Source organism: Kitasatospora sp. NPDC057904, assembly GCF_042887925.1.
Taxonomy (GTDB): domain Bacteria; phylum Actinomycetota; class Actinomycetes; order Streptomycetales; family Streptomycetaceae; genus Kitasatospora.
On record NZ_JBHVOL010000010.1, the window covers coordinates 271,072 to 296,208 of the forward strand.

Below are 25,137 nucleotides of genomic sequence, written 5' to 3' on the forward strand. Positions count from 1 at the left end.
GTCAGCTGGTCAGTTCGTGGCCGGGGTCGGTGCGGGCGTCCACGGCTGGAGCTTGTTGGCCAGCCGGATCTCGTCCACGATCCGGCCGATGATGGTCGTGATGCCGAAGTCCTTCGGGGTGAACACGGCGGCGACGCCGGCGGCCTTGAGGGCCTCGCCGTCCGCTGCCGGGATGATGCCACCCACGATCACCGGGACATCCTCCACCCCGGCCCGCCGCAGGCGCTGCAGCACGTCGGGCACGAGCTCGGAGTGCGCGCCGGAGAGGATCGACAGGCCCACGCAGTGGACGTCCTCCGCGACGGCCGCGGAGACGATCTGCTCCGGCGTGAGCCGGATTCCCTGGTAGACCACCTCGAACCCGGCGTCGCGGGCCCGGACGGCGATCTGCTCGGCACCGTTGGAGTGCCCGTCCAGGCCGGGCTTGCCGACCAGCAGGCGCAGCTTGCCGGCGCCCAGCTCCTCGGCGGTGGCGGCCACGGCGGCGCGCACGGCGGCCAGTTCGCCGCCGGGCTCGGCCGCGACCGCGACCGGGGCGCCGCCGACGCCGGTGGGGGCGCGGTACTCGCCGAAGACCTCGCGCAGGGCGAAGGACCACTCCCCGGTGGTGACGCCGGCCCGGGCGCAGGCGAGCGTGGCCGGCATCAGGTTGGCGTCGGTGGCGGCGACGGCCTTGAGCTCCGCCAGCGCCTCCTGGGCGGCGGCCTCGTCGCGCTGTCCGCGCCAGGCCTCCAGGGCGGCGAGGACGGACTGCTCGGAGGCCGGGTCGACGACCATGATCGCGGTGTCGAGGTCGGCCGTGAGCGGGCTCTCCTCGGTGGTGTCGAAGCAGTTGACGCCGACGATCTTGTCCTCGCCGGACTCGATCCGGGCCCGCCGGGCGGCGTGCGAGGAGACCAGGTTGGACTTCAGGTAGCCGGATTCGACGGCCGGGATCACCCCGCCCATCTCCAGCACCTTGGCGATCTCCGCCTCGGCGCCGGCCAGCAGTTCGGCCGTCTTGGCCTCGATGACCTCGGAGCCGTTGAAGATGTCCCCGTACTCCAGCAGGTCGGACTCGTAGGCGAGCACCTGCTGGATCCGCAGCGACCACTGCTGGTCCCACGGCCGGGGCAGGCCCAGCGCCTCGTTCCAGGCCGGGAGCTGGACGGCCCGGGCGCGGGCGTCCTTGGAGAGCGTGACGGCGAGCATCTCCAGCACGATCCGCTGGACGTTGTTCTCCGGCTGCGCCTCGGTCAGGCCCAGCGAGTTGACCTGCACGCCGTAGCGGAACCGGCGCTGCTTGGGGTCCTCGACGCCGTAGCGCTCGCGCGTGACCTTCTCCCACAGCCGGGCGAAGGCGCGCATCTTGCACATCTCCTCGACGAAGCGCACGCCGGCGTTCACGAAGAAGGAGATCCGCGCGACCACGTCGCCCATGCGCTCGGCCGGCACCTGCCCGGAGTCGCGCACCGCGTCGAGCACCGAGATGGCGGTGCACATCGCGTAGGCGATCTCCTGGACGGGCGTGGCCCCGGCCTCCTGCAGGTGGTAGCTGCAGATGTTGATCGGGTTCCACTTGGGGATGTTGCCGACCGTGTAGGCGATCATGTCGGTGATCAGGCGCACCGACGGGCCGGGCGGGAAGACGTGCGTCCCGCGCGACAGGTACTCCTTGACGATGTCGTTCTGGGTGGTGCCGGTGAGCTTGGCGACGTCGGCGCCCTGCTCCTCGGCGACCACCTGGTAGAGCGCCAGCAGCCACATCGCGGTGGCGTTGATCGTCATCGAGGTGTTGGTCTGTTCGAGCGGGATGCCGTCGAACAGGGTGCGCATGTCGCCGACGTGGCCCACCGGCACGCCGACCCGGCCGACCTCGCCGCGGGCGAGGATGTGGTCGGAGTCGTAGCCGGTCTGGGTCGGCAGGTCGAAGGCGACGGAGAGGCCGGTCTGGCCCTTCGCCAGGTTCCGCCGGTAGAGCGCGTTGGAGTCGCTCGCGGTGGAGTGTCCGGCGTAGGTGCGCATCAGCCAGGGCCGGTCGCGCTTCTGCGGCTCGGTCATCGGATCGGCCTCAGACGTTTCGGAAGCGGTTGATCGCGTCGAGGTGCGTGGCGCGGAACTCCGCGTCGCGCACGCCCAGGCCCTCCTCGGGGGCCAGGCACAGCACGCCGACCTTGCCCTGGTGCTTGTTGTGGTGCACGTCGAGGGAGGCCTGGCCGGTCTCCTCCAGGGAGTAGACCTTCGACAGGGTCGGGTGGATCTTGCCCTTGGCGACCAGGCGGTTGGCCTCGTAGGCCTCGCGGTAGTTGGCGAAGTGCGAGCCGACGATCCGCTTGAGCGACATCCACAGGTAGCGGTTGTCGTACTGGTGCATGTAGCCGGAGGTGGAGGCGCAGGTGACGATGGTGCCGCCCTTGCGGGTGACGTACACCGAGGCGCCGAAGGTCTCCCGGCCCGGGTGCTCGAAGACGATGTCGACGTCCTCGCCGCCGGTGAACTCGCGGATCTTCGAGCCCAGGCGCTTCCACTCGCGCGGGTCCTGGTTCTGCTCGTCCTTCCAGAACCGGTAGCCCTCCGCCGAGCGGTCGATGATCGCCTCGGCGCCCATGGCGCGGCAGATCTCGGCCTTCTGCGGGCTGGAGACCACGCAGATCGGGGTGGCGCCGCCGGCCAGCGCGTACTGGGTGGCGTACGAGCCGAGGCCGCCGCTGGCGCCCCAGATCAGCACGTTGTCGCCCTGCTTCATGCCGGCGCCGTTGCGCGAGACCAGCTGGCGGTAGGCGGTGGAGTTGACCAGACCGGGGGAGGCGGCCTCCTCCCAGGTGAGGTGCTTGGGCTTGGGCAGCAGCTGGTTGGTCTTCACCAGGGCCAGCTGGGCCAGGCCGCCGAAGTTGGTCTCGAAGCCCCAGATGCGCTGCTCCGGGTCCATCATCGTGTCGTTGTGGCCGTCCGGGGACTCCAGCTCGACCGAGAGGCAGTGGGCGACGACCTCGTCGCCGGGCTTCCAGGCGTTGACGCCGGCACCGGTGCGCAGGACGACACCGGCCAGGTCGGAGCCGAGGACGTGGTACGGCAGGTCGTGGCGCTTGGTGAGCGGCGACAGCCGGCCGTAGCGCTCCAGGAAGCCGAAGGTGGAGACCGGCTCGAAGATCGAGCTCCACACGGTGTTGTAGTTGACCGCGCTGGCCATGACGGCGACGAGGGCCTCGCCCGGGCCCAGTTCGGGCAGGGCGACGTCGTCGAGGTGGAGGGACTTGCGGGGGTCCTTGTCGCGGCTGTCGAGGCCGGCGAACATCTGCTCCTCGTCCTTGTGGAGCGTGACCGCCCGGTAGGACTCGGGGAGCTGGATCGCTGCGAAGTCCTCCGCCGTGGCGTCGTTGCTGAGGATCGCGTCGAGGATTTGCTGCATGGCTCTGCCTCCGGAGGCGTACCTGTGTGAGGGCGCACAGGGCGTCTGGGGAAGGCCGGGAGCGGACACCGGCTTCGCTGTGGTGGGTGGTGGGCGGGGTCAGGCTGGTCGGCCCGGCCGTGGGCCGGGTGGTACTCGCTCTGCTCCCGGGGTGTGGGAACACCGGACGACGGCGCGCCGAGGTGGGGAGCCGCGGCGCCGCGACTGGTGAGTAACAACGTAGTGGCACCCTGTGCCAGCCGTAAAGACACCGGGTGTCAGGAATTTGGCCGACTTCCGGCGGCTGTCATGGACACCCGAACGGGGACGAAAAGGGCCCGCCGCCGATTCCTCGGCGCGGGCCCTTTTTGACCTTCGTTTCCTCCGTGACCTGCGGAAACGCTCCCGTCAGATGTGCCCGGAGCCGCTCAGCGCGGCCCGGATGCTGTCCACCACGACGTCCAGCGGAGCGTCCGTCCGGGCGACTGTGATGAGTACCTCACCTCCGGGGCTGGCACTCAGTGCGCTCTCGGCGAGCACCTCCCCGGGCGCCCCACTGGCACCGGGTGCCACCAGGGATCCGCGGCGCCTGGCACCGGGCGCGCTGGACGCCCAGAAGGTCCGCCGGATCACCTCGAAGGAGTGGTCCAGCTGCGCCTCCACGTCACCCCGGCCGCCGGCCCGCAGCCAGCGCCGCAGCACGTGGTTGTGCGCCGCGACCACGGCCGCCGCCGACACCTCGGCCAGCATCGAGTCGTCCTCGCCGCCGCGCTGCCAGCCCGAAGGGATGTCCTCGCCGGTGTCGAAGCGGCCCAGCAGGTACCGGGTGAACAGCCGCTCGTACCGGGCCACCACGGCGATCTCCCGCTCGCGCAGCGCCGGCACCTGGCGGATCAGCTGGTACCGCGCGACCGACACCCCCGGGGTGGAGGCGTACATCCGCAGCACCTCCTTGATGCCCCGGCAGACCACGTCGAGCGGGTGCTCCTCGGGCTCGGCGCTGGCCAGCAGGTCCGCGACCCGGACGAGCGTGTCGTCGTGGTCCGGGAAGATCGCCTCCTCCTTCGACCGGAAGTACCGGAAGAAGGTGCGCCGGGCGACCCCGGCCGCCGCCGCGATCTGGTCGACGGTGGTCTCCTCGTAGCCCTGCGAGGCGAACAGGTCCATCGCGGCCGTGGCCAGGTCCTGGCGCATCTGCAGGCGCTGCGCCGCGGCCCGGCGGCTGCCCGGGCCGGCGTCCGGGCCGGTGCCCCCGGCCGACGTGGCCGGCCGGTCGGCGGCGCGCGGTGCGGCGGACTGCTGCGGGGTGGCTGACTGAACCCGATCCATGTCCGGAACGCTACACGGCCCCGGCTGCGCCCCGGCGGCCCTTCCCCGGCGGACCGGCGAGACCGGGCCGGTCACGGCCGGGCGCGGCCAGCGGGCCGACACCGTCCCGGGGTTCCAGGCCGAGCGCGGCTGCCCGGCCGTCGGCGCGCTCCCGGCCGGCGCCGCCCCGCGGGGAGCGGCGCCGCCGGGCTGCGGCACGGTCACCGGCGCGCGTGGTCGCGGAACCCGCGGCCGGTCTTGCGGCCCAGGCAGCCCGCCGCCACCAGGTGCTCCAGCAGCGGCGCGGCGGCCAGGCCCGGCTCGCGGAACTCCTGGTGCAGCACCTGCTCGATGGTCAGCGAGACGTCCAGGCCGACCACGTCCAGCAGCTCGAACGGGCCCATCGGGTAGCCGCAGCCGAGCTTCATCGCGGTGTCGATGTCGTCCACCGTCGCGTAGTGCTCCTGGAGCATCCGCACCGCGTCGTTCAGGTAGGGGAAGAGCAGCGCGTTGACGATGAAGCCGGCCCGGTCCCCGCACTCCACCGGGTGCTTGCGCACCTTGGCGCACAGGTCCAGGACGGTCGCGGTGACGTCCGGCGCGGTCAGCACGGTGGAGACCACCTCGACCAGCTTCATCGCCGGCGCCGGGTTGAAGAAGTGCATGCCGACGACGTCCTGCGGCCGCGACGTGGCGGTCGCGCAGCTGATCACCGGCAGCGAGGAGGTGGTGGTGGCGAGCACCGCGCCCGGCCGGACGATCTTGTCCAGGGCTGCGAACAGCTCCCGCTTGACCGCCAGGTCCTCGGCCACCGCCTCGACCACCAGGTCGACCTCGGCCAGCTCCGCGTACTGCCCGACCGGCGTCACCAGGGCCAGCGCCGCGTCCCGCTGCTCGGCGCCCATCCGGCCCTTCGCCACCGAGCGCTCCAGCGACTTCGCCAGCTGCGCCTTGGCCCGGTCCGCCTTCTCCTGGCTGCGCGCGGCCAGCAGCACGGCGTACCCGGACTTGGCGAACACCTCGGCGATGCCGGTCGCCATCGTGCCCGAGCCGCACACGCCGACCGTCCGCACCTCGCGGCCCGCCACCTTCGGCCGCGCCGGGCCGGTGGCCGCGTCCACGGCCTTGGAGGAGCCCGGCGCCTCGTAGGTGTAGAAGCCCCGGCCGGACTTGCGGCCCAGCAGACCGGCCGACACCAGCTGGCCGAGGATCGGCGCGGGCGCGTGCAGGCGGTCCCTGGACTGCTCGTACATCGCCTCCAGGACGGTCCGCGCGGTGTCCACGCCGATCAGGTCGAGCAGTGCCAGCGGGCCCATCGGCAGGCCGCAGCCGAGCCGCATCGCGGCGTCGATGTCCTCGCGCGAGGCGTACTTGGACTCGTACATCGCGGCGGCCTGGTTCAGGTACGCGAACAGCAGGCCGTTCACCACGAAACCGGCCCGGTCGCCGGCCGCGACCGGCTCCTTGCCGAGGTCCCGGGCGAACCCGGCGGCGTCCTCGGCGACCTGCGGGGCGGTCAGCACCGTGCGGACCACCTCGACCAGCTTCATGGTGTGGACCGGGTTGAAGAAGTGCAGGCCGAGCACCCGGTCCGGGCGGGCGGTCGCGGCGGCGATCCGGGTCACCGACAGCGCGGTGGTGCCGGTGGCGAGCACCGTCTCCGGCGGGCAGATCCGGTCCAGCTCGGCGAAGACCTCACGCTTGAGCTCCAGCTGCTCGGGCACCTCCTCGATCACGAGGTCGGCGCCCGCGGCGGCGGAGAGTTCGTGGCCGACGGAGATCTGCGCGAGCAGGGCCGCGCGCTCCTCGGCGGTGATCCGCGCGCGCTCGACGGCGTGCGCGGTGGCCTCCTCGATCCGGGCCAGGGCCCGGGCGGCCGAGTCCTCGGTGGCCTCGATGCCGATCACCCGGCGGCCGCTCTTGGCGACCGCCACCGCGACGCCGGCACCCATCGTGCCGAGGCCGACCACGGCGACCGTGGGGAAGGGACGCTGCATGGTCCTGACTCCTAGTCATGAAGGGCCCGCGCGCGCTCCGGCGGACGTGCCGCCGCGCCCGTGCGTACGCAGGGGGCGGCAGCCCGCCGGAGGAGGGTCCGCGCGCGGGGGCTGGAGGGATGACGGGTGCGGCCCACCCGCGCGGCGGCCGGTCCGCTCCGGCCGAACTGCGGGTGTGCCGTCGTGCTCAGGCGCTCGGAGGTGAACGGAGCGGCGCTGACGCGAGGAGGGAAACCCGGCCCGCCGCGGTTCGCGGCACCGGCCGGTGAAGGACGCACGGCACCCGTCGGTGCGGCTCCCGAAGCCCGACGGCGGTGCGTGCGGCCACTGTAGCGAAGCTACTGCCCAGTAGGAAGAGGGCGGACGGCGGCAAAACCGCCCCACCCCGAACGGGTGAACGGGAGGACGCGCGTCCGTTCCAACCACCCGATCGAGGAGTTACGCGGACCCACCCGGAGGGGCAGCATGAAGGCATGACTGCTGACACCATCGCCGTCGCCGTGGACGCCCACGCCGCCGTCGAACTGCCCCCGCGCGCCGAGCGCGCCCGGCAGGCCGAGGCCGCCGCCGACCGGCTCCGCGCGGCCGGGGTCGAGGCGGTCGCCGTCACCTGGGTGGACAACGCCGGCATCACCCGGGTCAAGGCCGTGCCGCTCGGCGGCCTCGTGCACGCCGCCCAGTGGGGCGTCGGCGCCGCCCCCTGCTTCGACGTGTTCCTCGCCGACGACGCCATCACGACCAGCCCGATCATCGGCGGCCCCACCGGGGACCTGCGCCTGTACCCCGACCTCGACCGGGTCGTCCCGCTCGCCGCCCAGCCCGGCTGGGCCTGGGCCCCGGGGGACCGGCACACCCAGGCCGGCACCCCGCACCCCGGCTGCCAGCGGCTGTTCGCCCGCCGGATGGAGGCCACGGCCGCCGCGCGCGGCATCGGCCTCAAGGCCGGCATCGAGGTCGAGTGGGTGGCCGCCCTCGCCGGCGCCCCGGCGGACGAGCCGCAGTACCCCACCCACGGCCCCGCGTACGGGATGCACCGCCTCACCGACCTCTCCGACTACCTGCGGGACGTCCTGCGCGCCCTCGGCGAGCAGGGGCTCGACGTCCTGCAGATCCACCCCGAGTACGCGCCGGGCCAGTTCGAGGTCTCCGTCGCCCCCGAGGGCCCGGTCGCCGCCGCCGACACCGCGGTCCTGGTCCGGCACACCATCCGTGCCGTCTCCAACCGGCACGGCCTGCGGGTCTCCTTCGCACCCGTGGTCGAGGCCGGCACGGTCGGCAACGGCGGCCACCTCCACCTGAGCCTCTGGCGGGACGGCCGCAACCTCGGCCGCGGCGGCTCCGGCCCGCACGGCCTGACCGCCGAGGCCGAGGGCTTCCTGGCCGGCGTGCTCGCCGCGCTGCCCGAGCTGCTCGTGCTCGGCTGCTCCAGCCCCGCCGGGTACCTGCGGCTCGTGCCCTCGCACTGGGCCGGCGCCTACCAGTGCTGGGGCCTGGAGAACCGCGAGGCCGCGCTGCGCCTGGTCACCGGCTCGGCGGGGGAGCGCTCCGCCGCGGCCAACGCCGAGGTCAAGTGCTTCGACGCCAGCGCCAACCCCTACCTCGCGGTCGGCGCCGTGCTCGCCGCCGGACTCGCCGGCATGGAGCAGCGCCTCGCCCTGCCGCCGGAGTTCACCGGCGATCCGGCCGCCGCCGCGCCCGGCACGGTGCCCCGGCTGCCGGCCCGCCCGGCCGAGTCGATCGCCGCCTACGAGCGCTCGGCGGTGCTCCGCGAGGCCCTCGGCGAACCGCTCTACCAGGCGGTGCTCGCGGTCCGCCGGGCCGAGGCCGAGCAGTACGCCGACACCACCCCCGAACGCATGGTGGCCGCCACCCGCTGGCGGTACTGACCGGTGCTCCTCGACGTCCCCGCGCTGGTCGACCACCACTGCCACAGCGTGGTGGCGGCCGACCTCCCGGACGACGCCCTGGCCGGGCTGCTCACCGAGTCGGACCGCCCGCCCGCGCCCGGCACCACGCCCTTCGACAGCGCCCTCGGCCTCGTCGTCCGGCGCTGGTGCCCGCCCGCGCTCGGCCTGCCCGCCCATGCGCCGGCCGACGAATACCTCGCCCGCAGAAGGGAGTTGGGTGCCGCCGAGGCCACCGGCCGACTGCTGGCCGCCGCCGCGCTCGACACCTGCCTGATCGACACCGGGCTCACCGCCGCCGCGGGCCGCCCGCTGCTCCCGCTCGGCGAGTTCGCCGAGGCCGCCCGGGTCCGGGCGCGCGAGGTGATCCGGCTGGAGACGGTCGCCGAGGCGGTGCCCGCGACGGCCGGGGGCTGGCCGGAGGCCGTCCGCGATGTCCTGGCCGGGGCCGCCGCCGGGGCCGTCGCCGTCAAGTCCGTCATCGCCTACCGGCACGGCCTCGCCGTCCCGCCCGAACGGCCCGCCCGGGCCGCCGTGGTGGCCGCGGCGGGAGCCTGGCAGCGCGCCGGGCGCGGCCGGCTGACGGACCCGGTGCTCCTGCACCACCTGCTGTGGACGGCCGTCGACGTGTGCGCCGAGCTCGGCCTGCCGATCCAGCTCCACACCGGCTTCGGCGATCCCGACCTCACCCTGCACCTGGCCGACCCGGCCCTGCTCACCCCCTTCGTCCGCGCCGCCGAGCCGAGCGGCGTCCCGCTCGTGCTGCTGCACTGCTACCCGTACCACCGGCAGGCCGCGTTCCTCGCGCAGGCCTTCCCCACGGTGTACGTCGACCTCGGTCTGACGGCCTCGTACACCGGCCCCCGGGTGGCGGCGGTGCTCGGCGAGATGCTGGAGCTGGCGCCGTTCGGCAAGCTGCTGTTCTCCACCGACGCGTACGGCCTGCCCGAGCTGTACCTGGTCGGCGCCGCCCAGTTCCGTTACGGGCTGGGCGAGTTGCTCGGGGAGTGGCGGGCCGCCGGCGCTTGCTCGGCGGCCGACGCGGAGCGGCTGGCCCGGATGGTCGCCGCGGACAATGCCCGCCGGTTGTACACCCTTTAGGTGGTAGGCGTCCCAACCGGCCCGTGGACCATCACTTTTTAACACTATGACCGACTGTTTGCCGGTTGACCTGCGGACTCCTGGGCTCCGCTGTTGGTCTAGTTGTGACGATTAGATGACTACCTCTTGCTTTTCTTAGTAAATATTCATTAGCGTCCCGATCACTCCATCGCACCTGCTGCCGCAGCTGTTGCATGACGACTCGGGAGGGTCTACCCCTATGCGTGTTTCTCGGATCAGCCGGACCCGGTACGCGGCGGTGGGCCTCGTGCTCGCCACGGCGGGCGCCCTCGCGCTCCCGGCCGGTACCGCCGTCGCGGCGCCCGCGCCCGCGGCCGGCTCGACCACCGGCCCGCTGCTGAGCTACGTGGTCAACACCAAGGCCAACCACGGCCAGGTGCAGAAGGTGGAGAAGGCGATCACCACCCTGGGCGGCACGGTGGTGTACTCCTACGAGCAGATCGGCGTCGTGGTCGCCCGCTCGAACGACACCGCGTTCGCCGAGAAGCTGCGCCAGGTCAAGGGCGTCGACTCGGTCGGCGCGAGCCGCACCAAGGGCATCCTCGCCGCCGACCAGGGCAAGGCCGACGTCGCCGCCGAGCCCGCCGCGGCCCCCGCCGCCGGTCAGGAGCCGTACGAGGCCAACCAGTGGGACATGCGCCAGATCGGCGTCGACAAGGCGCACAAGATCTCGCTCGGCAGCCGCAACGTGACCGTCGGCGTGCTGGACTCGGGCATCGACGCCACCCACGAGGACCTGGCCCCCAACGTGGACGCCTCGCAGTCGGTCTCCTGCGTCGACGGCAAGCCGAACACCGACTGGAAGGCCTGGCAGCCGACCACCAGCGACCACGGCACCCACGTGGCCGGCACCATCGCCGCCGCCAAGAACGGCAAGGGCATCGTCGGCATCGCGCCGAACGTGAAGCTGGCGGCGGTCAAGGTCGTCGACGACGGCGGCTTCATCTACCCGGAGAACGCGGTCTGCGGCTTCGTGTGGGCCGGCGAGCACGGCTTCAAGGTGACCAACAACAGCTACTACGTCGACCCGTGGATGTTCAACTGCCCGAACGACAAGGACCAGGAGGCGATCACCGCCGCCGTCCGCAAGGCGGTCGCGTTCTCGCAGCGCAAGGGCGTCCTCAACGTGGCCGCGGCCGGTAACGAGAACATCGACCTGGCCCACAAGACCACCGACGTCTCCAGCCCGGACGACACCACCCCGGGCACCCGCCCGGTCACCAACGACTGCCTGTCGCTGCCGACCGAGCTGCCGGGCGTCGTCGCCGTCTCCGCCGTCGGCGTCAAGGGCGAGAAGTCGTACTACTCCAGCTACGGCAAGGGCGTCGTGACCGTCGCCGCGCCGGGTGGCGACCGCCGCTACCAGATCCCGGACACCCCGGACAAGGACGGCCGGATCCTGTCCACCATCCCGGGCAACAAGTACGGCTACATGCAGGGCACGTCGATGGCCACCCCGCACGTCACCGGTGTCGTCGCGCTGCTCGCCAGCACCTTCCCGTGGGCCAGCCCCGAGGAGCTGACCGAGCTGCTGACCAACCAGGCCGAGTCGCACGCCTGCCCGACCGGGGACTTCAACCCGGGCGGCGCCGGCCAGTGGAAGGCGACCTGCGAGGGCGACGAGAACGACAACGGCTTCTACGGCGCGGGCATCATCAACGCCGAGAAGGCGGTCCAGTGGTGGCGCTGACGCGCCGACCGCGTGGAACAGCCGAGCACCTGAGCACCTGAGCACTTGAGCACCGGGGAGCGGGCCCACTGGGTCCCGCTCCCCGGTCGTTTTTGAGTACCCGTACTCAGGTCCGCCGGTGGCCCGCTCGCCAGGATGGATCCGTACCGAACGGAAGCATCAGGGGAGTTGAGCGGCATGGCACACACCGACACCGGTTGGAACGCGGTCCCGGCCCGGCCGGTCGGCGGCGGGCGCAGCTGGCCCTGGTTCGTCCTGGGCGGGGCCGAACTCCTCGCCGCGGGCCCGATGCTGGCGCAGTTCGTGGTCGTCGGCCTGATGTGCGGCGTGATGGGGCTCGCGGCCGGTGCCTCCGTCGGCGCGGTGGCGGGGCTGATCGCGATGCTCGCCGCCGGCCCGCTCACCGGCCTGCTCGTGGCGGGCCTCGGCGCGGCCCTGATCCCCGCGAAGGTCCGCCGGAGGAACGGCGCCGCGGTCTTCGCCCTGCTCATGGGCGGCCTGCTGGCCGGCACCACGATCGAGTACCTCGACTGGATCCACCCCGCGGTGCGTTAACTCTCGAAGTGGTGCTCCCACACCGTCTCGACCGCCGGCTTGCCGTGCAGGTCCGGCACCTCCTGGAGCCAGGCCGGGCGGCCGGCCCTCGTCCGGGCGGCCCGCCGCCGCTCGGCCTCGCGCAGCTGCTCGGGCGTGGCGAAGCCCTCCGGCAGCCACTCGGCGGACAGCACCGCGCGGGCGGCCAGGTGCGTGACGTACGCGTGCCGCACCGCGTCCACCGAGTCGAACCCGGGCTCGTCGGCCAGCCAGTCGTCCGGGACGAGCGCCAGCACCTCCTCCAGCAGTCCGACGGTCACCAGCGGCCCCAGGTCCTCGTCGGCCAGCCGGACGTCCGGGGCGCAGCCGCCGAGCGCGTGCGCGCTGAGGTCGTAGCGCTTGCCGACGGCCGCCTCCGCGCTGGACCAGCGGTGGTGGAAGATCAGCGCGGCGCCGTTGTCGATGAGCCAGAGCCGCCCGTGCCAGACCACGAGGTTGGGGTTGTGCACGGTGCGGTCGACGTTGCCGGTGAGGGCGTCCAGCCAGACCACCCGGCCGGCCTCGGCGGAGCCGACGGGGACCAGTCCGGGCCGGTAGTCGCGCGCGCCGGGCAGCAGGTCCATCCCGAGGTTGAGTCCGGCGCTGGCCCTGAGCATGTCCTGGATCTCGGTGTCCGGTTCGTCCGCGGCGACCGCCGGGTCGAAGTCCACCAGCCGCAGCTCCGGCACGCGCAGGCCGAGCCGCCGCGCGAGCTCGCCGACGATCACCTCGGCGACCAGCGCCTTGCGCCCCTGCGCGGCGCCGGTGAACTTCACGACGTAGGTGCCGAGGTCGTCGGTCTCCACGACGCCGGGCACGGAGCCGCCGGCCCGCAGCGGGTCCACGTAGCGCACTGCTGTCACCAGTTCGAGCACATCCGCCACCCTACGGCCTCCGCGTCCGGGCGCGAGCCCCGGAAGGCCCGGTCCGCGGCCCTGTGGTTGGCTTGCCGCTGAGATCGGAACCACCACACGAGGAGTACAGGTCATGGGACAGGTGCTGGCCACCACCGAGCGGGTCTACGACGCCGCCCCGGAGCGGGTGTACGAGGCGCTGGCCGACTACCAGGTGACCCGCCCGAAGCTGCTGCCCGCGCAGTACAGCGAGTACGAGGTCCGGGCCGGCGGCACCGGGGCCGGCACCCAGGTGCACTGGAAGCTCCAGGCCACCGAGAAGCGCGTGCGGGACTGCCTGTTCACGGTCTCGGCCCCGAAGCCGGACCAGCTGGTGGAGAAGGATGCCAACTCCAGCATGGTGATCACCTGGACCGTCTCGGCGGCGGGCGAGGGCCGGTCGAAGGTGACGGTCTCGGCGACCTGGCAGGGCGCCGGCGGCATCGGCGGCTTCTTCGAGCGCACCTTCGCCCCGAAGGGCCTGAACCGCATCCACGACGAGGTGCTCGCGAACCTGGCCGCCGAGGTGCGCTGAACCACCCCGGGGGGCCCGGGAAATCGCCCGGGATTTCGAGGGGTCCGACCATCCGTACGAGCCGCGAGCCGTACGGGTGGACGGCCCGCCACCTGCGGGTGACGGGGGCCGCCCGGCACGGCGATGCCACCCTAGGCTCGCCGCCGTGCATATGACGATCCTTCACATTTCGCAGCCGGTGGACGGCGGGGTGGCCCGCGTCGTCGTCGATCTGGTCCGGGGCCAGCGGGAGGCCGGTCACCGGGTGCTGGTGGCCTGTCCGCGCGGCGGCCGGCTGGCCGAGGAGGCCGCCGCCGTGGGCGCGCTGGTCCAGGACTGGCCCGCCGAGCGCTCGCCCGGGCCGGGGACGGCCAAGGAGGCCTGGCGGCTGCGCCGGATCGTCCGGGCCGCCGCGCCCGACGTGGTCCACCTGCACAGTGCCAAGGCCGGGCTGGCCGGCCGGCTGGCCGTGCGCGGCGCGGTGCCGACCGTCTTCCAGCCGCACGCCTGGTCCTTCGCCGCCGTGGACGGCCCGCTGGCGGCCGCCACCCTGCGCTGGGAGCGCTTCGCGACCCGCTGGGCGCACCGGCTGCTGTGCGTCAGCGTCCAGGAGCGGGCCGACGGCGTCGCCGCGGGGGTGCACGCCGACTGGGCGGTGGTGCCCAACGGCGTGGACGTCCGCCACTACGCGCCCGCCGACCGCCGGGCCGCCCGGATCGCGCTCGGCCTGGACCTGGACGCCCCGCTGGCCGTCTGCGTGGGGCGGCTGTGCCGGCAGAAGGGGCAGGACGTGCTGCTGGCGGCCTGGCCCGAGGTGGTCCGCCGGGTGCCGCAGGCGCGGCTGGCACTGGTCGGCGGCGGGCCGGACGAGCAGGCCCTCGCGGAGACGGTGCGGGCGTCGGCCGAGCCGTCCCGGGTGCGGATGGTGGGGGACGTGCCGGATCCGCGGCCGTGGCTCGCGGCGGCCGACCTCGTGGTGCTGCCCTCGCGCTGGGAGGGGATGGCGCTCGCCCCGCTGGAGGCGATGGCCGCGGGCCGTCCGGTGCTGCTGACCGACGTGTCCGGGGCCCGCGAGTGCCTGCCGTCCGCCGCGCACGGGCAGGCCGTCGTCCCGGCGGAGGACGCGGCGGCGCTGGCCACCCGAATGGCCGAAGCGCTGTCCGATCCGATCGAGTGCGAGCGCCGCGGCGCCGGGCTGCGCGACCACGTGGTCGCCCGTCATGACGTCCGCACGGTGGTCGAACAGGTGGACGTCCTGTACCGCCACCTGCTGGGTGCCGGTCCGGCCGCCGGACGCCGCCGCACCCGTGTCCCAGAGCGGATCTGATCGTTTCACATGCCGTGAATGCCCGCTGACGAGGCGCTGGCGTATTCGCACCCTCAACCGGATAAGGACGAGGCGTCAAATCAGAAATACCTATTAATGGGCGGCTGGAATGAAATGGCAAGTCATCCTCCGGCCCGCAAGTCCGGGTTCGGTATTGTCTGATTTTGCCTGCTTCGTTTCGATTTTTCCCCGGGAATTCGCGAGAGAATCGAGAGCCGCCGGCGGCAGCAGGTGCTGTCAGGACCGCGCCCACCGGGCCCGGGCGGCCGCCCCGCGCCAACCGGCGCCAGGGCTCCGCCACCCCGGGCACACAGCAGGGGAGTTCGTGCGCTGATGACCATTGACCACGACAGTGTGCCGCGATCCGGCCGGCCCCTGTCCGGCCCGCGGCGACCCGGCACCGGGCTGCTCGACCGGCCGGCCGGGGCCGCGCGGGCCCGCGCGGTGGCGCCGGGGCACCGGCACCGCAGGGCGGTCCGCTCCCGGCTCGCACTGCCGCTCGCGCTGGTCCAGGTCGACGCGATCGCGCTGTGCGCCGCCGCCGGCATCGCCAACCGCTTCCTCGACTCCGCGGTGCGGGTCGCCCCGCTGCTCGGCGTCGCCGCCGTCCTGCCCCTCCTGCTCGTCCTCAACCTGGCCGGCGGCCTCTACCGCACCCGGCTCACCCTGTCCGTCCTGGACGAACTGCCCGCGCTGGCCGTGCGCGCCGCGGTCGCCACCGCCTTCGCCGTCACCCTCACCGGCTGCCTGGACGGCCGCTGGCCCGACTGCGGCCCGGCCACCCCGGCCCGGCTCACCGCGCTGCTCGGCGCCCAGCTGCTGATCGCCGTCGTCGGCCGCGCCGTCCTCTACCACCTCGTCCGCCGGATCCGCCGCAGCCGCCCCAGCCCCGTCCTGGTGCTCGGCGCCGGCCGGCTCGGCCACCGGGTCGCCGCCGCCCTCAACGCGCGCGGCGAGTACGGGATGCGCCCCGTCGGCTTCCTCGACGCGGACCCGCCGCTGCTGGCCGGCGACACCGACCTGCCCGTCCTCGGCGGCCGCGAGGTCCTGGAGCGCGAGGTCCGCCGCCACCGCGTCCAGCACGTCGTCGCCACCGCCGGCGCCGCCGACGAGGCCGAGACCGCCGCCACCCTGCGCGACGCCGTCCGGCTCGGCTGCCAGGTCTGGCTGGTGCCCGCCCTGCGCGAGTACGGCTCGCTGCCCACCGCGCCGCCGGCCGCCGGCGACCACCTCTGGGGCTTCCCCTGCCTCCAGGTCGGGCGCCCCGCGATGCGCCGCCCCGGCTGGGCCGCCAAGCGCGCCCTGGACGTCGCCGCCGCCGGCCTCGGCCTGCTGCTGCTCGCCCCGGTCCTCGTGCTGTGCGCGCTCGCCGTCCGCTTCGACACCGGCCCGGGCGTGCTCTTCCGCCAGCAGCGCACCGGGCTGGACGGCCGGGTCTTCACCGTCCTCAAGTTCCGCACCCTGCGCCCCAGCAACGAGCACGAGTCGGCCACCCGCTGGAACATCTCCCAGGACCACCGGATGGGCGCCGTCGGCAAGCTGCTGCGCAAGAGCTCGCTGGACGAGCTGCCGCAGCTGTGGAACGTCCTGCGCGGCGACATGAGCCTCGTCGGCCCGCGCCCGGAACGCCCCTACTTCGTCATGCGGTTCAGCCAGGCCTACCCCGAGTACGCGGACCGCCACCGCGTCCCGGTCGGCCTCACCGGCCTGGCCCAGGTCAACGGCCTGCGCGGGGACACCTCGATCGAGGACCGGGCCCGCTTCGACAACCGCTACATCGAGAGCTGGAGCCTCTGGCAGGACGTCAAGATCCTCTGCCGGACCGCGGCCCTGATGCTCCACCCGGACGGGAGCTGACCTTTCGTGGCCCTCACCCTCCCCGCCGCGGCCCGGCCGCCGGCCTTACGCAAGGCCCTGCCCGCGCTCGCCGACCGGCCGAGCCTGCTCGCCGCGGCGACCGTGCTCCTGGTGTGCGTGCCCACCGGCGAGAAGGACGTCACCGCCGCCGTCCACATCACCGCCGCCGACCTCGCCTCGCTGGCGCTGGTCGCCCTCACCGCCTACAACCTGCTGCGCGGGCGGCTGCCCGTCGTCGCCCGCGCCACCTGTGCGCAGTTCGCCGCGGTCGTGCTCGCCGCCGCCGTGGCCACCGTCGGCTCGATCGACCCGGCCAGCAGCGTCACCGGCTTCGTCCGGCTCGTCCAGGTCTTCGTCCTGGTCCCGGCCGCGGTGCTCTGCTCGCTGCGCGACCGCATCGACCAGCGGCTCGTCCTCGGCTCCTTCGTGGCAGCCGCGCTCATCGAGGGCGCCGTCGGCGCCGACCAGTACCTGACCCGCACCGGCGCCTCGTACACCGGCCAGCCGATCCGCGCCGTCGGCACGTTCGGCGCGCTCGACATCATGGCGATGTCCACCGTCGTCAGCTACGGCCTGCTCGCGGCCCTGGCCCTCGCCCTCGCCGAACGCGGACCCGGCGGCAGCGTCCGGCTGCGGCGCGCGATGTACGCCTCCGCCGCCTTCCTCGCCTTCCCGCTCGCCGTCTCCTTCAGCCGCGGCAGCTGGATCGCCACCGGTGTCGCCGTCACCGTCCTGCTGCTGCGCGCCGACGCCCGGCTGCTCGTGCGCGGTGTCGTGCTCGGCGCGGCCGCCGCCGTCGTCCTCGTCGGCGGACTCGGCCTCGGCGCCTCCGGGGTCACCGAGCGGCTCAGCTCGATCGGCTCCGTCGAGGCCGCCCCCGACCAGTCCGTCTCCGACCGCTACGACCTGTGGTCGACCGCCACCCGGATCTGGCAGGACCACCCCGTCCACGGCGCCGGCCCCAAGGCCTTCCAGCAGCTGCGCGACAGCCACGCCCCGCTGCGGCTGTCCTCCGGCAGTGACGCCGCCGACCCCACCATCGGCTTCCAGCGCGAGCCGCTGCTCTCCCCGCACAACATGTACTTCCTGGTGCTCAGCGAACAGGGACTGATCGGCATCGTCGCCTACGCCGCGCTCTTCCTCGGCCTGCTGCTCGGCTGCCTGCGCCGCTCCCGCGGCCCCGGCCTCGCCGCCCTGGCGCTGCTGACCTGGGTGCTCGTCGACTTCCTCTACGCCGACATCGGCGGCACCACCACGGTGCTGACCTCCGTCGTCCTCGGCCTCGCCGCCCGCGCCGCGACCCCGGAGGCCTGACATGACGACGGACCGGCCCGCGCTCGTCCCGACGCTGCCCGCGCCCCGCCAGGCCCCGCCCGCCGAGGTCGTGCCCGGCGGCCCCGGCCCGGCCCCCCGGCGCGGCTTCCTCGCCAAGGCCTTCGGCATCACCGCCGTGCTCAGCGCCGCCGGCTCCGCCCTCGGGCTCCTGCGCGACCTCCTGCTGGCCCGCTACTTCGGCGCCAACCAGGGCACCGACGCCTTCCTGGTCTCCTGGACGGTGCCCGAGACGGCCGCGCCGCTGCTGATCGAGGACGCCATGTCCTTCCTCATGGTGCCCGCGTTCGCCCTCGCCCTGGTGCTGCGCGAGGAGCGCCCGGACGGCCCGGACCCGGTCCGCCAGCTCGTCCGGGCCACCCTGCCGTGGCTGCTGCTCGCCCTCGGCGCCCTCGCCCTCGGCACCGCGATCGGCGCGCCCCAGCTCGTCGAACTGCTCGCCCCCGGCCTCGGCGACCCCGCCCTCGCCGTCTCCTGCACCCGGATCACCGCGATCACCGTGCTGCCGTTCGGCGTGGCCGGCTACCTCGCCGCCGCGCTGCGCGCCCACCACTGCTTCACCGCGCCGGCCGGCATCTACGTCGCCTACAACGTCGGCATCCTGGCCGTGATGCTGAGCTGCCAGGCCTTCCTCGGCGTCCGCTCGGCCGCCGTCGGCGTCGCGGTCGGCAGCGCCCTGATGGCCGTCCTGCTCGTCGCCCCGTTCGCCCGCCGGCTGCGGACGGGCCGGGCCGCGCGCTCCGGCCGCTCGCGCCACGCCCTGGTCCTGATGCCGTTCGCCCTGCTGCCGGTCGCGGCCTTCACCCTGACCCGCCAGTCCCAGGTGTTCGTCGAGCGCTACCTCGGCTCCGCACTTCCGCCCGGCACCATCTCGCACCTCAACTATGCCGCCAAGGTCTCCCAACTCGCCATGACGGCGGGCATCCTGATCTGTACCGTCACCTTCCCGCTGGTCGCCCGCGCGCTCGCGGCCGGCGACCTCACCACCGCCCGCGACCGGGTGGAGAAGGACCTCGGGCAGGCCGCAGCCGTCGTCCTGCTCGGCACCGCGTTCCTGATGGCCTGCGCGCCCTCGGTCGTCTCACTGCTCTTCCAGCGCGGAGCCTTCGGCCCGCAGGACACCGCCGCCACCGCCGCCGTCATCCGGGTCTACAGCTTCGGGCTGCCCGCCCAGGCGCTGATCGGCGTGATGATCCGCCCGTACTTCTCGCTGCGCCCCGTCGTGCGCCGGGCCGACGAGCCGGGCACCGACGACGGGGGGCGGCGCCTGCTCGACTGGTACCCGGTCGCGGCGATGCTGCTCGGCCTCGCCGTCACCGTGGCCGTCGGCCTGCTCGCCACACCCCGCTTCGGCGCGCTCGGCCTCGCCGCCGGGAACGCGGCCGGAATCACCACCACCGCGGCCCTGCTGCTGCGCGGCCTCGTGCTGCGCGGCATCCCGCTGCGGCTGCGCCGGGTGCTCGGCGGCCACGGCCGGCTGCTGGCAGCCGCCGCCGGCGCCACCGCGCTCGGCACCTGCGCGGCCGGCCTCACCGCCGACCCCCTGCTCTCGACCGTGTTCGGGGGGCTGGCCGTGGCGCTGGCCTTCGCCGCCCTCGGCACCGGCCTCGGTGCCAGGGAGGTCCGCGGTCCGGTCCTCGCCGCCGTCCGGGTCCTGAACCCGCCAACCGTCGCCGATGAAGGGAAGCTTCCCCATGGACACTGAACGGGGAACCGTCCGTTCGGCCGCCCAGGCGGGCGCCACCGACGCCCCACCGCACCGGGCGCGACTGCCCCGCAGCCGCAACCCGATCGGCGAACCGCCCGGCCCCGGCTCCACCTCGCCGTGGATCCTGATGTACCACTCGGTGGCGGTCGAGGAGGAGGACCCCTACCGACTCACCGTCAACCCCGAGCGGTTCGCCGAACAGATCGCCTGGCTGCACCGGCGCGGCCGACGCGGCGTCTCGGTCCGCGAGCTGATGCGGGCCCGCGCCGCCGGACGGGACGACAAGCTCGTCGGACTCACCTTCGACGACGGCTACGCCGACTTCGCCCGGCACGCGGTACCGATTCTGCAGGCGTACGGCTTCACCGCCACCGCCTACGTCGTCGCCGACCTGCTCGGCCGGGCCAACGACTGGGACGCCGAGGGCCCGCGCAAGCAGCTCCTCACCGTCCAGGAGGTCACCGAACTCGCCGCCGCCGGCTGGGAGATCGGCTCGCACGGCCTCGGTCACCAGTCGCTGCCCGGCCTGCCCGCCGACGTCCTCGCGACCCAGACCCGGGAGAGCCGCAGGCTCCTGGAGGAGGTCGTCGGCGGCCCGGTCACCGGCTTCTGCTACCCGTACGGCGACGTCGACCTGCCCGCCGCCCTGGCCGTCCGCGACGCCGGCTACGACTACGCCGTGGCGATCGCCCACTCCCCGCTCACCGGCCGCTTCGCGCTGCCCCGCTGCTACGTCGGCGACCGCGACGGCGCCTGGCGGCTGCGCGCCAAGCGCGGCCGGCACCGGCTGCGCGACACCGTCACCGAGCTGCGCCGCGCCCGGCTCGCCCTCCGGAGGGCGGCACGGTGAGGGTCCTGCACATCGTCACCGGCCTCGCCTCCGGCGGTGCCGAGCGCCAACTCCAGCTGCTGCTACGACACTTGCCGCCGCACCAGCAGTGCGAGGTGCTCGCCCTCACCAACCCCGGCACGGTCGCCGCCGCCCTGCGCGCCGACGGCTTCACCGTCCACCACCTCGACATGCGCGGCAACCGGGACCTCGGCGCGCTGCCCCGGCTGGTCCGGCTGGTGCGCAGCGGCCGCTACGACCTCGTGCACACCCACCTCTACCGGGCGCAGCTGTACGGCCGGCTCGCGGCGCGACTGGCCGGGGTCCGTGCGGTGGTGTCCACCGAGCACTCGCTGCACGCCGGGGTGATCGAGGGCCGCCCGGTCACGCGCGGCGTCAAGGGCCTCTACCTGGTGGCCGAGCGGCTCGGGACCACCACCGTCGCGGTCTCCCGCCAGGTCGCCCAGACGCTGCACGCGTGGGGCGTCCCGCCGGCCCGGGTCGAGCTGATCCCGAACGGCATCGACGCCGCGCGCTTCCGCCGGCCGGACGGCGAGCGGGCCACCGCCCGGCGCCGGCTGCGCGCCGAACTCGGCCTGCCGGAGGGGAGCTGGGTGGTCGGCGGGATCGGCCGCCTGGTACCGGGCAAGCGCTTCGGCGTCCTGCTGGAGGCGCTCGCCGAACTCGACCCGGACGCCCGGCTGGTGCTGATCGGCGAGGGCCCGGAGCGCGCCGCCCTGGAGCGGCTGGCCGCCGAACTGGGCGTCCGGGAAAGGCTGGTGCTCACCGGCGAACGCGACGACGTGCCGGAGCTGCTGACCGCACTGGACGTGCTCGCCGCCCCCTCGACCGAGGAGACCTTCGGCCTCGGCGTCCTGGAGGGGCTCGCGGCCGGCCTGCCGGTGCGGCACAGCGCCTGCCCCGCGCTCGACGAACTGCCGCCCAGCGCCGCCCCGCAGGCCCGCCGCATCCCGTCCGAGCCCGCCGCGTTCGCGACCGCGCTGCGCGAGCTGCGGCACCTGAACGACCACACCGCCGGCCCGCTGCCGCGCCCCCCGGCGGTCGGCCACTACGACATCGTCCGCGTCGCCGCCGACCTGGGCGCCCTCTACGACCGCCTGGCGCGCGCTTGACGGCCCACCGGCCCGCTCACCGAAGGGCCGCCGTGCGTGCGGCCCTGATCTCCAAGGAGTCACACCCATGACCACACCGCGCCGAAGCGCCCGCCGCCTGGTCCGCCGCTGGTGGCCGGTGGCGCTCGCGGTGCCGCTGGGCGCCGCGGCCGGCGCCGGGTACGCCGTCGTCGCGCACCCCTCGTACTCCGCCAGCGCCTACGTGCTCGTGGTGCCGCAGAACGCGGGGGAGGCCGCCACCGCGACCAACTTCGCCCAGGCGTACGGGCGGCTGGCCGGCCAGCCGCAGGTGCTCGCCGCGGCCGCCGCCGAGACCGGGCACACCCTCACCGACCTGGGGAACCTGGTGCACGGGACGACCTCGCCGGACGCCCCGATGATCGAGATCACCGGGACCGGCACCCGGGCCCAGGAGGCCGCCCAGACCGCCGACGCGGTGGCCCGCTCGCTGGTCTCCTTCGCCAACACGAGTAGCAGGGACACCGGCGTCCGGCTGGTCACGCTGGCGCCGGCCGCCGCGCCGGACAAGCCGACCACGCCGTCCGGCAGCCTGGACGTCGCGGTCGGCGGCGCGGCCGGGCTGCTGCTGGGCGCGCTGGTGATGATGACCCGCCGCCGCGGCGACGCCGAGGCGCCCGTCGCCCCCGGGGTCCCGGAAGCCCCGGAGGCCCCGGAGGCGACCGGTCCGAGCGCTCCGCGCCCGCGGACCGAGGAGGCCCCCGCCCGGACGGCCGCCGGGCCCGCGGGCAAGGCCGCCGGGAAGCCGGCCGAGAAGCCGGGCCGGGCCGAGAAGACGGCCGACAAGCCCGCCGGCGCCGCCGGGGCCGAGGCGGAGCCCCCGGCCAAGGAGAAGGCCGCGACCGGGAGCGCGCGATGAGGACCGAGTCCCGGGCCGCCGGCCTGCCCGCCCAGGCCGCTCCGCCGGCCGGTCCCGACCGGGCGCCGGGCCCGGTCTGGACCGCCGAGCTGCGCCGCGAGGACGACGCCCTCGACACCCTCGCCGAGGAGTGGGACGCCCTGGCCGCCCGCTGCCGGACCACCACCTTCTTCCAGGCCGCCGACTGGCAGCGCTCGTGGTGGCGCCACTACGGCACCCCGGGCGGCCTGCTGGTGGTGACCGTCCGCCGGGACGGCCTGCTGGTCGGCGCGGGCGCCTTCCGGCGGCGCGGCGGCCCGCTCGGCGGGCTGACCGCCCTCGGCGACGGACTGGTCGACTTCACCGACGTCCTGCTCGACGACGACTGCGCCGACCGGGCCGCCGCCGTGTTCGCCGCCGCCCTCCCGCTCACCCGGCCGTGGCACACGCTGGAGCTGCGCGAGGTCCACCCCGAGGCGGCCGTGCAGAAGGTGTTCGAGCACTGGCGCGGCCGGCGCCGCCGGTTCGCCGACTCGCTCTGCCAGTACCTGCCGGCCGTGTCGATGGAGCAGCTGCTCAAGCGGGTGCCCGGCAAGACCGCCCAGCGCAGCCGGGTGAAGCTGCGCAAGATCGCCGAGGCGGGCGTGGAGGTCGGCTCGACCCCGGTGGCGGAGGTGCCGGCGGCGCTGGAGGCCCTGCTGCGGCTGCACTTCCTCCAGTGGCAGGAGCGCGGGGTGACCCCGGAGCACCGCACCGAGCGCTTCGCCCGGCACCTGGTCGAGTCCACGACCGGGATGGTTGCCTCCGGCCGGGCCGCCGTGCACCAGTTCCGGCTGAACGGCGAGCTGATGGCCGTGAACCTGCTGCTGCTCTGCCCGTCCTTCGGCGGCCTGTACATGTACGGGGCGCACCCGCAGTTGCGCGAGAAGATCGACATCGCCGGGCTCCTGTTCGCCGCGGCGCTGGACGAGACGGTCGGCGCCGGGATCCCGGTGCTGAGCCTGCTGCGCGGCCAGGAGCCGTACAAGCAGCGCTGGCGGCCGGACCAGCTGCCCAACCAGCGGCTGCTGTTCGGCCCGCGGGGCCCGGCCCCGGTGGCGACCGCCAGGGCCGGTGTCATCCGGGCCCGGCAGGCGGTGGCGCACGTCCTGCGGACCCGCTTCCCGCGTCTCAAGGAGGCGCTGCTGGCCCGCCGCCGCGCCTGAGCTCCCGGGTGCCGGGCGCTTCCTACCGCCGGGCCGGGGTCCCGCTCGGCGAGGGGGAGGCGGCGGGCGACGGGGACGGCGCCAGGGAACCGGTGGGCGAGGCTCCGGCCGACGGGCTCTGGCCGGCCGGGGTGCCCGGCGGGGTCGGCACGGCGGGCCCGGAGGGCAGGAAGGGCACGGCCGGTGCGGTCGGGACCGGGGGCGCCGTCGGGACGACCGCCGGCGCCCCCTTCGAGCCCGCCATCAGCTGCTTGAACCGCGCGCTGGAGCGCGGGTTGCGGTCGCACCCGAAGAAGCCGTGGGGGCAGTAGTCCGTGACGGTCTGGTAGGCGGTGTCGTGGGTGCGCATCCACTCGACCATGCGCTGCACGTAGTCCGGGTTGTCGCCGTTGCGGAACAGGCCCCACTCCGGGTACGAGACCTGCTTGCCGCGCTTGGCGGCGAACTCCACCTGGTCCTGGAGCCCGTACGGCTCGCGCACGTGGTCGTCGAAGGTGGCCCCGGCCGGCTGGTCGTAGCTGTCCATGCCGATGATGTCGACGACGTCGTCGCCGGGGTAGCACTTGGTCCACGGGATCGCGTCCAGCCCGCGGTTGGGTGCGAAGTCGAAGCGGAAGCGCTGTCCGGGCACCGAGCGCATGACCTTGACGATCCGCCGCCAGTACGCCTTCCAGGCGGTCGGGTCGGGCTTGCAGCGGTGGGTGTAGGTGACGCCGTTCATCTCCCAGCCGGGGGTCAGCACGGTGTCCGCGCCGCCGAGGGCGACCAGCCGGTGGGCGAGCTTGAGGAAGTGCCGGTCGAAGTCGCCGTGCGCGCCCTGGCCGAGCAGCTTGGCCACCTGGCCGTCCGGCACGTTCGCCTCGTTGGGCGCCAGCATCGGCACGCCGAGCACGAGCACCCGGGACGGGTCGGCGAGCCGCCACTGCGACCACATGCCGAGCACCACCGGCTCGCCCTCGACGTCCGCCCAGCTGTTGCCCGCCAGGTAGGTGTGGCCGACCTGGAGGTTGGCGTTGCCGAGCCACTGCGCGTACCGGCCGATCTGCGGGATGTAGTTGTCCCACGAGCCGACGAACGCGCCGAAGGGCGGTTCGTGCCGGGGCCGCTGGACGGCCGGGCGGGGCGCGGCGCCGCGCGGTTCGAAGGCGTCGGACGAGAGGGCGTGCCGTTCGCCCTGGCTGAGCGGTGTCCCGGCCGGGACACCGACGGTGGCCGTCAGCAGCAGGGCGGCGGCGGCCAGCGTCAGGCGGCCGATGCGCATGGTCTCTCCCGGGCGTCACGGGTGGGGCGGGTGGGGGAGCGCGGACGGACCGTGGCGCTCCGCTCGCCGACAGTAGGCCCGTCGGGCGTCGGAAAAGCCGAATGTCACCCTAAAGTGGGCGATATTCGAACGCCGTCTGCCGCAGCGGCACCCCGGGTGCCCGCCGTGTATCACCTCTGTAACAGTCCGGACCGGCCCCGGAGCCCGCCCCCGGCGGACCGCGCGGAGCGGCGCCGGACCCGGTCGGCACCGACGGCGCAG

Annotated in this window: 20 protein-coding genes; 14 read left to right on the forward strand and 6 right to left on the reverse strand. The window is 74.4% G+C overall.

Annotated features, from left to right (window positions below; genetic code table 11):
- Window positions 1-9: 9 nt before the first annotated feature.
- From ACFVSN_RS25745 to ACFVSN_RS25760, 4 genes are all read right to left on the reverse strand, one after another.
- Window positions 10-2,040: a protein meaA gene (locus tag ACFVSN_RS25745; protein WP_387956673.1), complete on the reverse strand. Its 2,031-nt coding sequence runs from the start codon at window positions 2,038-2,040 to the stop codon at window positions 10-12.
- A gap of 10 nt (window positions 2,041-2,050) precedes the next feature.
- Window positions 2,051-3,388, reverse strand: a complete 1,338-nt coding sequence (gene ccrA / locus ACFVSN_RS25750) for a crotonyl-CoA carboxylase/reductase (RefSeq protein WP_380445121.1) — start codon at window positions 3,386-3,388, stop codon at window positions 2,051-2,053.
- A gap of 387 nt (window positions 3,389-3,775) precedes the next feature.
- Window positions 3,776-4,696 carry a TetR family transcriptional regulator gene (locus ACFVSN_RS25755; RefSeq protein WP_380445120.1) on the reverse strand — a complete coding sequence of 307 codons (921 nt, stop codon included), beginning with the start codon at window positions 4,694-4,696 and terminating at the stop codon, window positions 3,776-3,778.
- A 200-nt stretch (window positions 4,697-4,896) separates the two neighbouring features.
- Window positions 4,897-6,672: a 3-hydroxyacyl-CoA dehydrogenase family protein gene (locus ACFVSN_RS25760; RefSeq protein ID WP_380445119.1), complete on the reverse strand. Its 1,776-nt coding sequence runs from the start codon at window positions 6,670-6,672 to the stop codon at window positions 4,897-4,899.
- Between the two features lie 473 nt (window positions 6,673-7,145).
- Between ACFVSN_RS25760 and ACFVSN_RS25765 the strand changes: the two genes are divergently transcribed.
- The 4 genes from ACFVSN_RS25765 (at window position 7,146) to ACFVSN_RS25780 (ending at window position 11,943) form a co-directional block, all read left to right on the forward strand.
- The gene (locus ACFVSN_RS25765; protein ID WP_387596838.1) at window positions 7,146-8,558 is read left to right on the forward strand and encodes a glutamine synthetase; all 1,413 of its coding nucleotides are present in this window, start codon (window positions 7,146-7,148) and stop codon (window positions 8,556-8,558) included.
- Window positions 8,559-8,561: 3 nt separating this feature from the next.
- Complete coding sequence (locus ACFVSN_RS25770) at window positions 8,562-9,677, forward strand: amidohydrolase family protein (protein ID WP_387956674.1); 1,116 nt, start codon at window positions 8,562-8,564, stop codon at window positions 9,675-9,677.
- A gap of 220 nt (window positions 9,678-9,897) precedes the next feature.
- Complete coding sequence (locus ACFVSN_RS25775) at window positions 9,898-11,388, forward strand: S8 family serine peptidase (RefSeq protein ID WP_380445116.1); 1,491 nt, start codon at window positions 9,898-9,900, stop codon at window positions 11,386-11,388.
- A 177-nt stretch (window positions 11,389-11,565) separates the two neighbouring features.
- The gene (locus ACFVSN_RS25780; RefSeq protein WP_387596832.1) at window positions 11,566-11,943 is read left to right on the forward strand and encodes a hypothetical protein; all 378 of its coding nucleotides are present in this window, start codon (window positions 11,566-11,568) and stop codon (window positions 11,941-11,943) included.
- On the opposite strand, the gene ACFVSN_RS25785 is transcribed toward ACFVSN_RS25780, so the two are convergent.
- Entirely contained in the window at window positions 11,940-12,836 is an 897-nt protein-coding gene (locus ACFVSN_RS25785; RefSeq protein WP_387956675.1) for a HipA family kinase, read from the reverse strand. The two genes, ACFVSN_RS25780 and ACFVSN_RS25785, sit on opposite strands and share 4 nt — an antisense overlap.
- Before the next feature lie 112 nt (window positions 12,837-12,948).
- Between ACFVSN_RS25785 and ACFVSN_RS25790 the strand changes: the two genes are divergently transcribed.
- The 10 genes from ACFVSN_RS25790 to ACFVSN_RS25835 all read left to right on the forward strand — a co-directional run bounded on the left by ACFVSN_RS25790 (window position 12,949) and on the right by ACFVSN_RS25835 (window position 23,615).
- Complete coding sequence (locus ACFVSN_RS25790) at window positions 12,949-13,389, forward strand: SRPBCC family protein (RefSeq protein WP_359961043.1); 441 nt, start codon at window positions 12,949-12,951, stop codon at window positions 13,387-13,389.
- A gap of 151 nt (window positions 13,390-13,540) precedes the next feature.
- Entirely contained in the window at window positions 13,541-14,695 is a 1,155-nt protein-coding gene (locus ACFVSN_RS25795) for a glycosyltransferase (protein ID WP_380445113.1), read from the forward strand.
- 18 nt (window positions 14,696-14,713) lie between these two features.
- A complete protein-coding gene (locus ACFVSN_RS25800; RefSeq protein WP_380445112.1) occupies window positions 14,714-14,857 on the forward strand; it encodes a hypothetical protein in 144 nt (47 codons plus the stop codon).
- Between the two features lie 171 nt (window positions 14,858-15,028).
- Window positions 15,029-16,552 carry an exopolysaccharide biosynthesis polyprenyl glycosylphosphotransferase gene (locus ACFVSN_RS25805; protein WP_387596827.1) on the forward strand — a complete coding sequence of 508 codons (1,524 nt, stop codon included), beginning with the start codon at window positions 15,029-15,031 and terminating at the stop codon, window positions 16,550-16,552.
- 6 nt (window positions 16,553-16,558) lie between these two features.
- Entirely contained in the window at window positions 16,559-17,866 is a 1,308-nt protein-coding gene (locus tag ACFVSN_RS25810) for an O-antigen ligase family protein (RefSeq protein WP_387596824.1), read from the forward strand.
- A 1-nt stretch (window position 17,867) separates the two neighbouring features.
- Window positions 17,868-19,589: a lipid II flippase MurJ gene (locus ACFVSN_RS25815; protein ID WP_387596822.1), complete on the forward strand. Its 1,722-nt coding sequence runs from the start codon at window positions 17,868-17,870 to the stop codon at window positions 19,587-19,589.
- Window positions 19,579-20,442, forward strand: a complete 864-nt coding sequence (locus tag ACFVSN_RS25820; protein ID WP_380445108.1) for a polysaccharide deacetylase family protein — start codon at window positions 19,579-19,581, stop codon at window positions 20,440-20,442. The genes ACFVSN_RS25815 and ACFVSN_RS25820 overlap by 11 nt, the downstream gene beginning before the upstream one ends.
- On the forward strand, window positions 20,439-21,554 hold the full coding sequence (locus tag ACFVSN_RS25825; protein WP_387596819.1) for a glycosyltransferase: 1,116 nt from the start codon (window positions 20,439-20,441) through the stop codon (window positions 21,552-21,554). Before ACFVSN_RS25820 ends, ACFVSN_RS25825 begins: the two co-directional genes overlap by 4 nt.
- A 67-nt stretch (window positions 21,555-21,621) precedes the next feature.
- Entirely contained in the window at window positions 21,622-22,431 is an 810-nt protein-coding gene (locus tag ACFVSN_RS25830) for a Wzz/FepE/Etk N-terminal domain-containing protein (RefSeq protein WP_387596817.1), read from the forward strand.
- Window positions 22,428-23,615 carry a GNAT family N-acetyltransferase gene (locus ACFVSN_RS25835; RefSeq protein WP_387596814.1) on the forward strand — a complete coding sequence of 396 codons (1,188 nt, stop codon included), beginning with the start codon at window positions 22,428-22,430 and terminating at the stop codon, window positions 23,613-23,615. Before ACFVSN_RS25830 ends, ACFVSN_RS25835 begins: the two co-directional genes overlap by 4 nt.
- A gap of 22 nt (window positions 23,616-23,637) precedes the next feature.
- Here ACFVSN_RS25835 and ACFVSN_RS25840 read toward each other — a convergent pair whose 3' ends face one another.
- Window positions 23,638-24,876 carry a glycoside hydrolase family 26 protein gene (locus tag ACFVSN_RS25840; protein ID WP_387596811.1) on the reverse strand — a complete coding sequence of 413 codons (1,239 nt, stop codon included), beginning with the start codon at window positions 24,874-24,876 and terminating at the stop codon, window positions 23,638-23,640.
- Window positions 24,877-25,137 lie beyond the last annotated feature (261 nt).

Excerpts from the sequence above, each read along its gene's own strand:
- ACFVSN_RS25745 (WP_387956673.1), bottom strand. The coding sequence starts at position 2,040 with ATGACCGAGCCGCAGAAGCGCGACCGGCCCTGGCTGATGCGCACCTAC.
- ccrA (WP_380445121.1), bottom strand. The coding sequence starts at position 3,388 with ATGCAGCAAATCCTCGACGCGATCCTCAGCAACGACGCCACGGCGGAG.
- ACFVSN_RS25755 (WP_380445120.1), bottom strand. The coding sequence starts at position 4,696 with ATGGATCGGGTTCAGTCAGCCACCCCGCAGCAGTCCGCCGCACCGCGC.
- ACFVSN_RS25760 (WP_380445119.1), bottom strand. The coding sequence starts at position 6,672 with ATGCAGCGTCCCTTCCCCACGGTCGCCGTGGTCGGCCTCGGCACGATG.
- ACFVSN_RS25765 (WP_387596838.1), top strand. The coding sequence starts at position 7,146 with ATGACTGCTGACACCATCGCCGTCGCCGTGGACGCCCACGCCGCCGTC.
- ACFVSN_RS25775 (WP_380445116.1), top strand. The coding sequence starts at position 9,898 with ATGCGTGTTTCTCGGATCAGCCGGACCCGGTACGCGGCGGTGGGCCTC.
- ACFVSN_RS25780 (WP_387596832.1), top strand. The coding sequence starts at position 11,566 with ATGGCACACACCGACACCGGTTGGAACGCGGTCCCGGCCCGGCCGGTC.
- ACFVSN_RS25790 (WP_359961043.1), top strand. The coding sequence starts at position 12,949 with ATGGGACAGGTGCTGGCCACCACCGAGCGGGTCTACGACGCCGCCCCG.
- ACFVSN_RS25795 (WP_380445113.1), top strand. The coding sequence starts at position 13,541 with ATGACGATCCTTCACATTTCGCAGCCGGTGGACGGCGGGGTGGCCCGC.
- ACFVSN_RS25800 (WP_380445112.1), top strand. The coding sequence starts at position 14,714 with ATGCCCGCTGACGAGGCGCTGGCGTATTCGCACCCTCAACCGGATAAG.
- ACFVSN_RS25805 (WP_387596827.1), top strand. The coding sequence starts at position 15,029 with ATGACCATTGACCACGACAGTGTGCCGCGATCCGGCCGGCCCCTGTCC.
- ACFVSN_RS25815 (WP_387596822.1), top strand. The coding sequence starts at position 17,868 with ATGACGACGGACCGGCCCGCGCTCGTCCCGACGCTGCCCGCGCCCCGC.
- ACFVSN_RS25820 (WP_380445108.1), top strand. The coding sequence starts at position 19,579 with ATGGACACTGAACGGGGAACCGTCCGTTCGGCCGCCCAGGCGGGCGCC.
- ACFVSN_RS25830 (WP_387596817.1), top strand. The coding sequence starts at position 21,622 with ATGACCACACCGCGCCGAAGCGCCCGCCGCCTGGTCCGCCGCTGGTGG.
- ACFVSN_RS25835 (WP_387596814.1), top strand. The coding sequence starts at position 22,428 with ATGAGGACCGAGTCCCGGGCCGCCGGCCTGCCCGCCCAGGCCGCTCCG.
- ACFVSN_RS25840 (WP_387596811.1), bottom strand. The coding sequence starts at position 24,876 with ATGCGCATCGGCCGCCTGACGCTGGCCGCCGCCGCCCTGCTGCTGACG.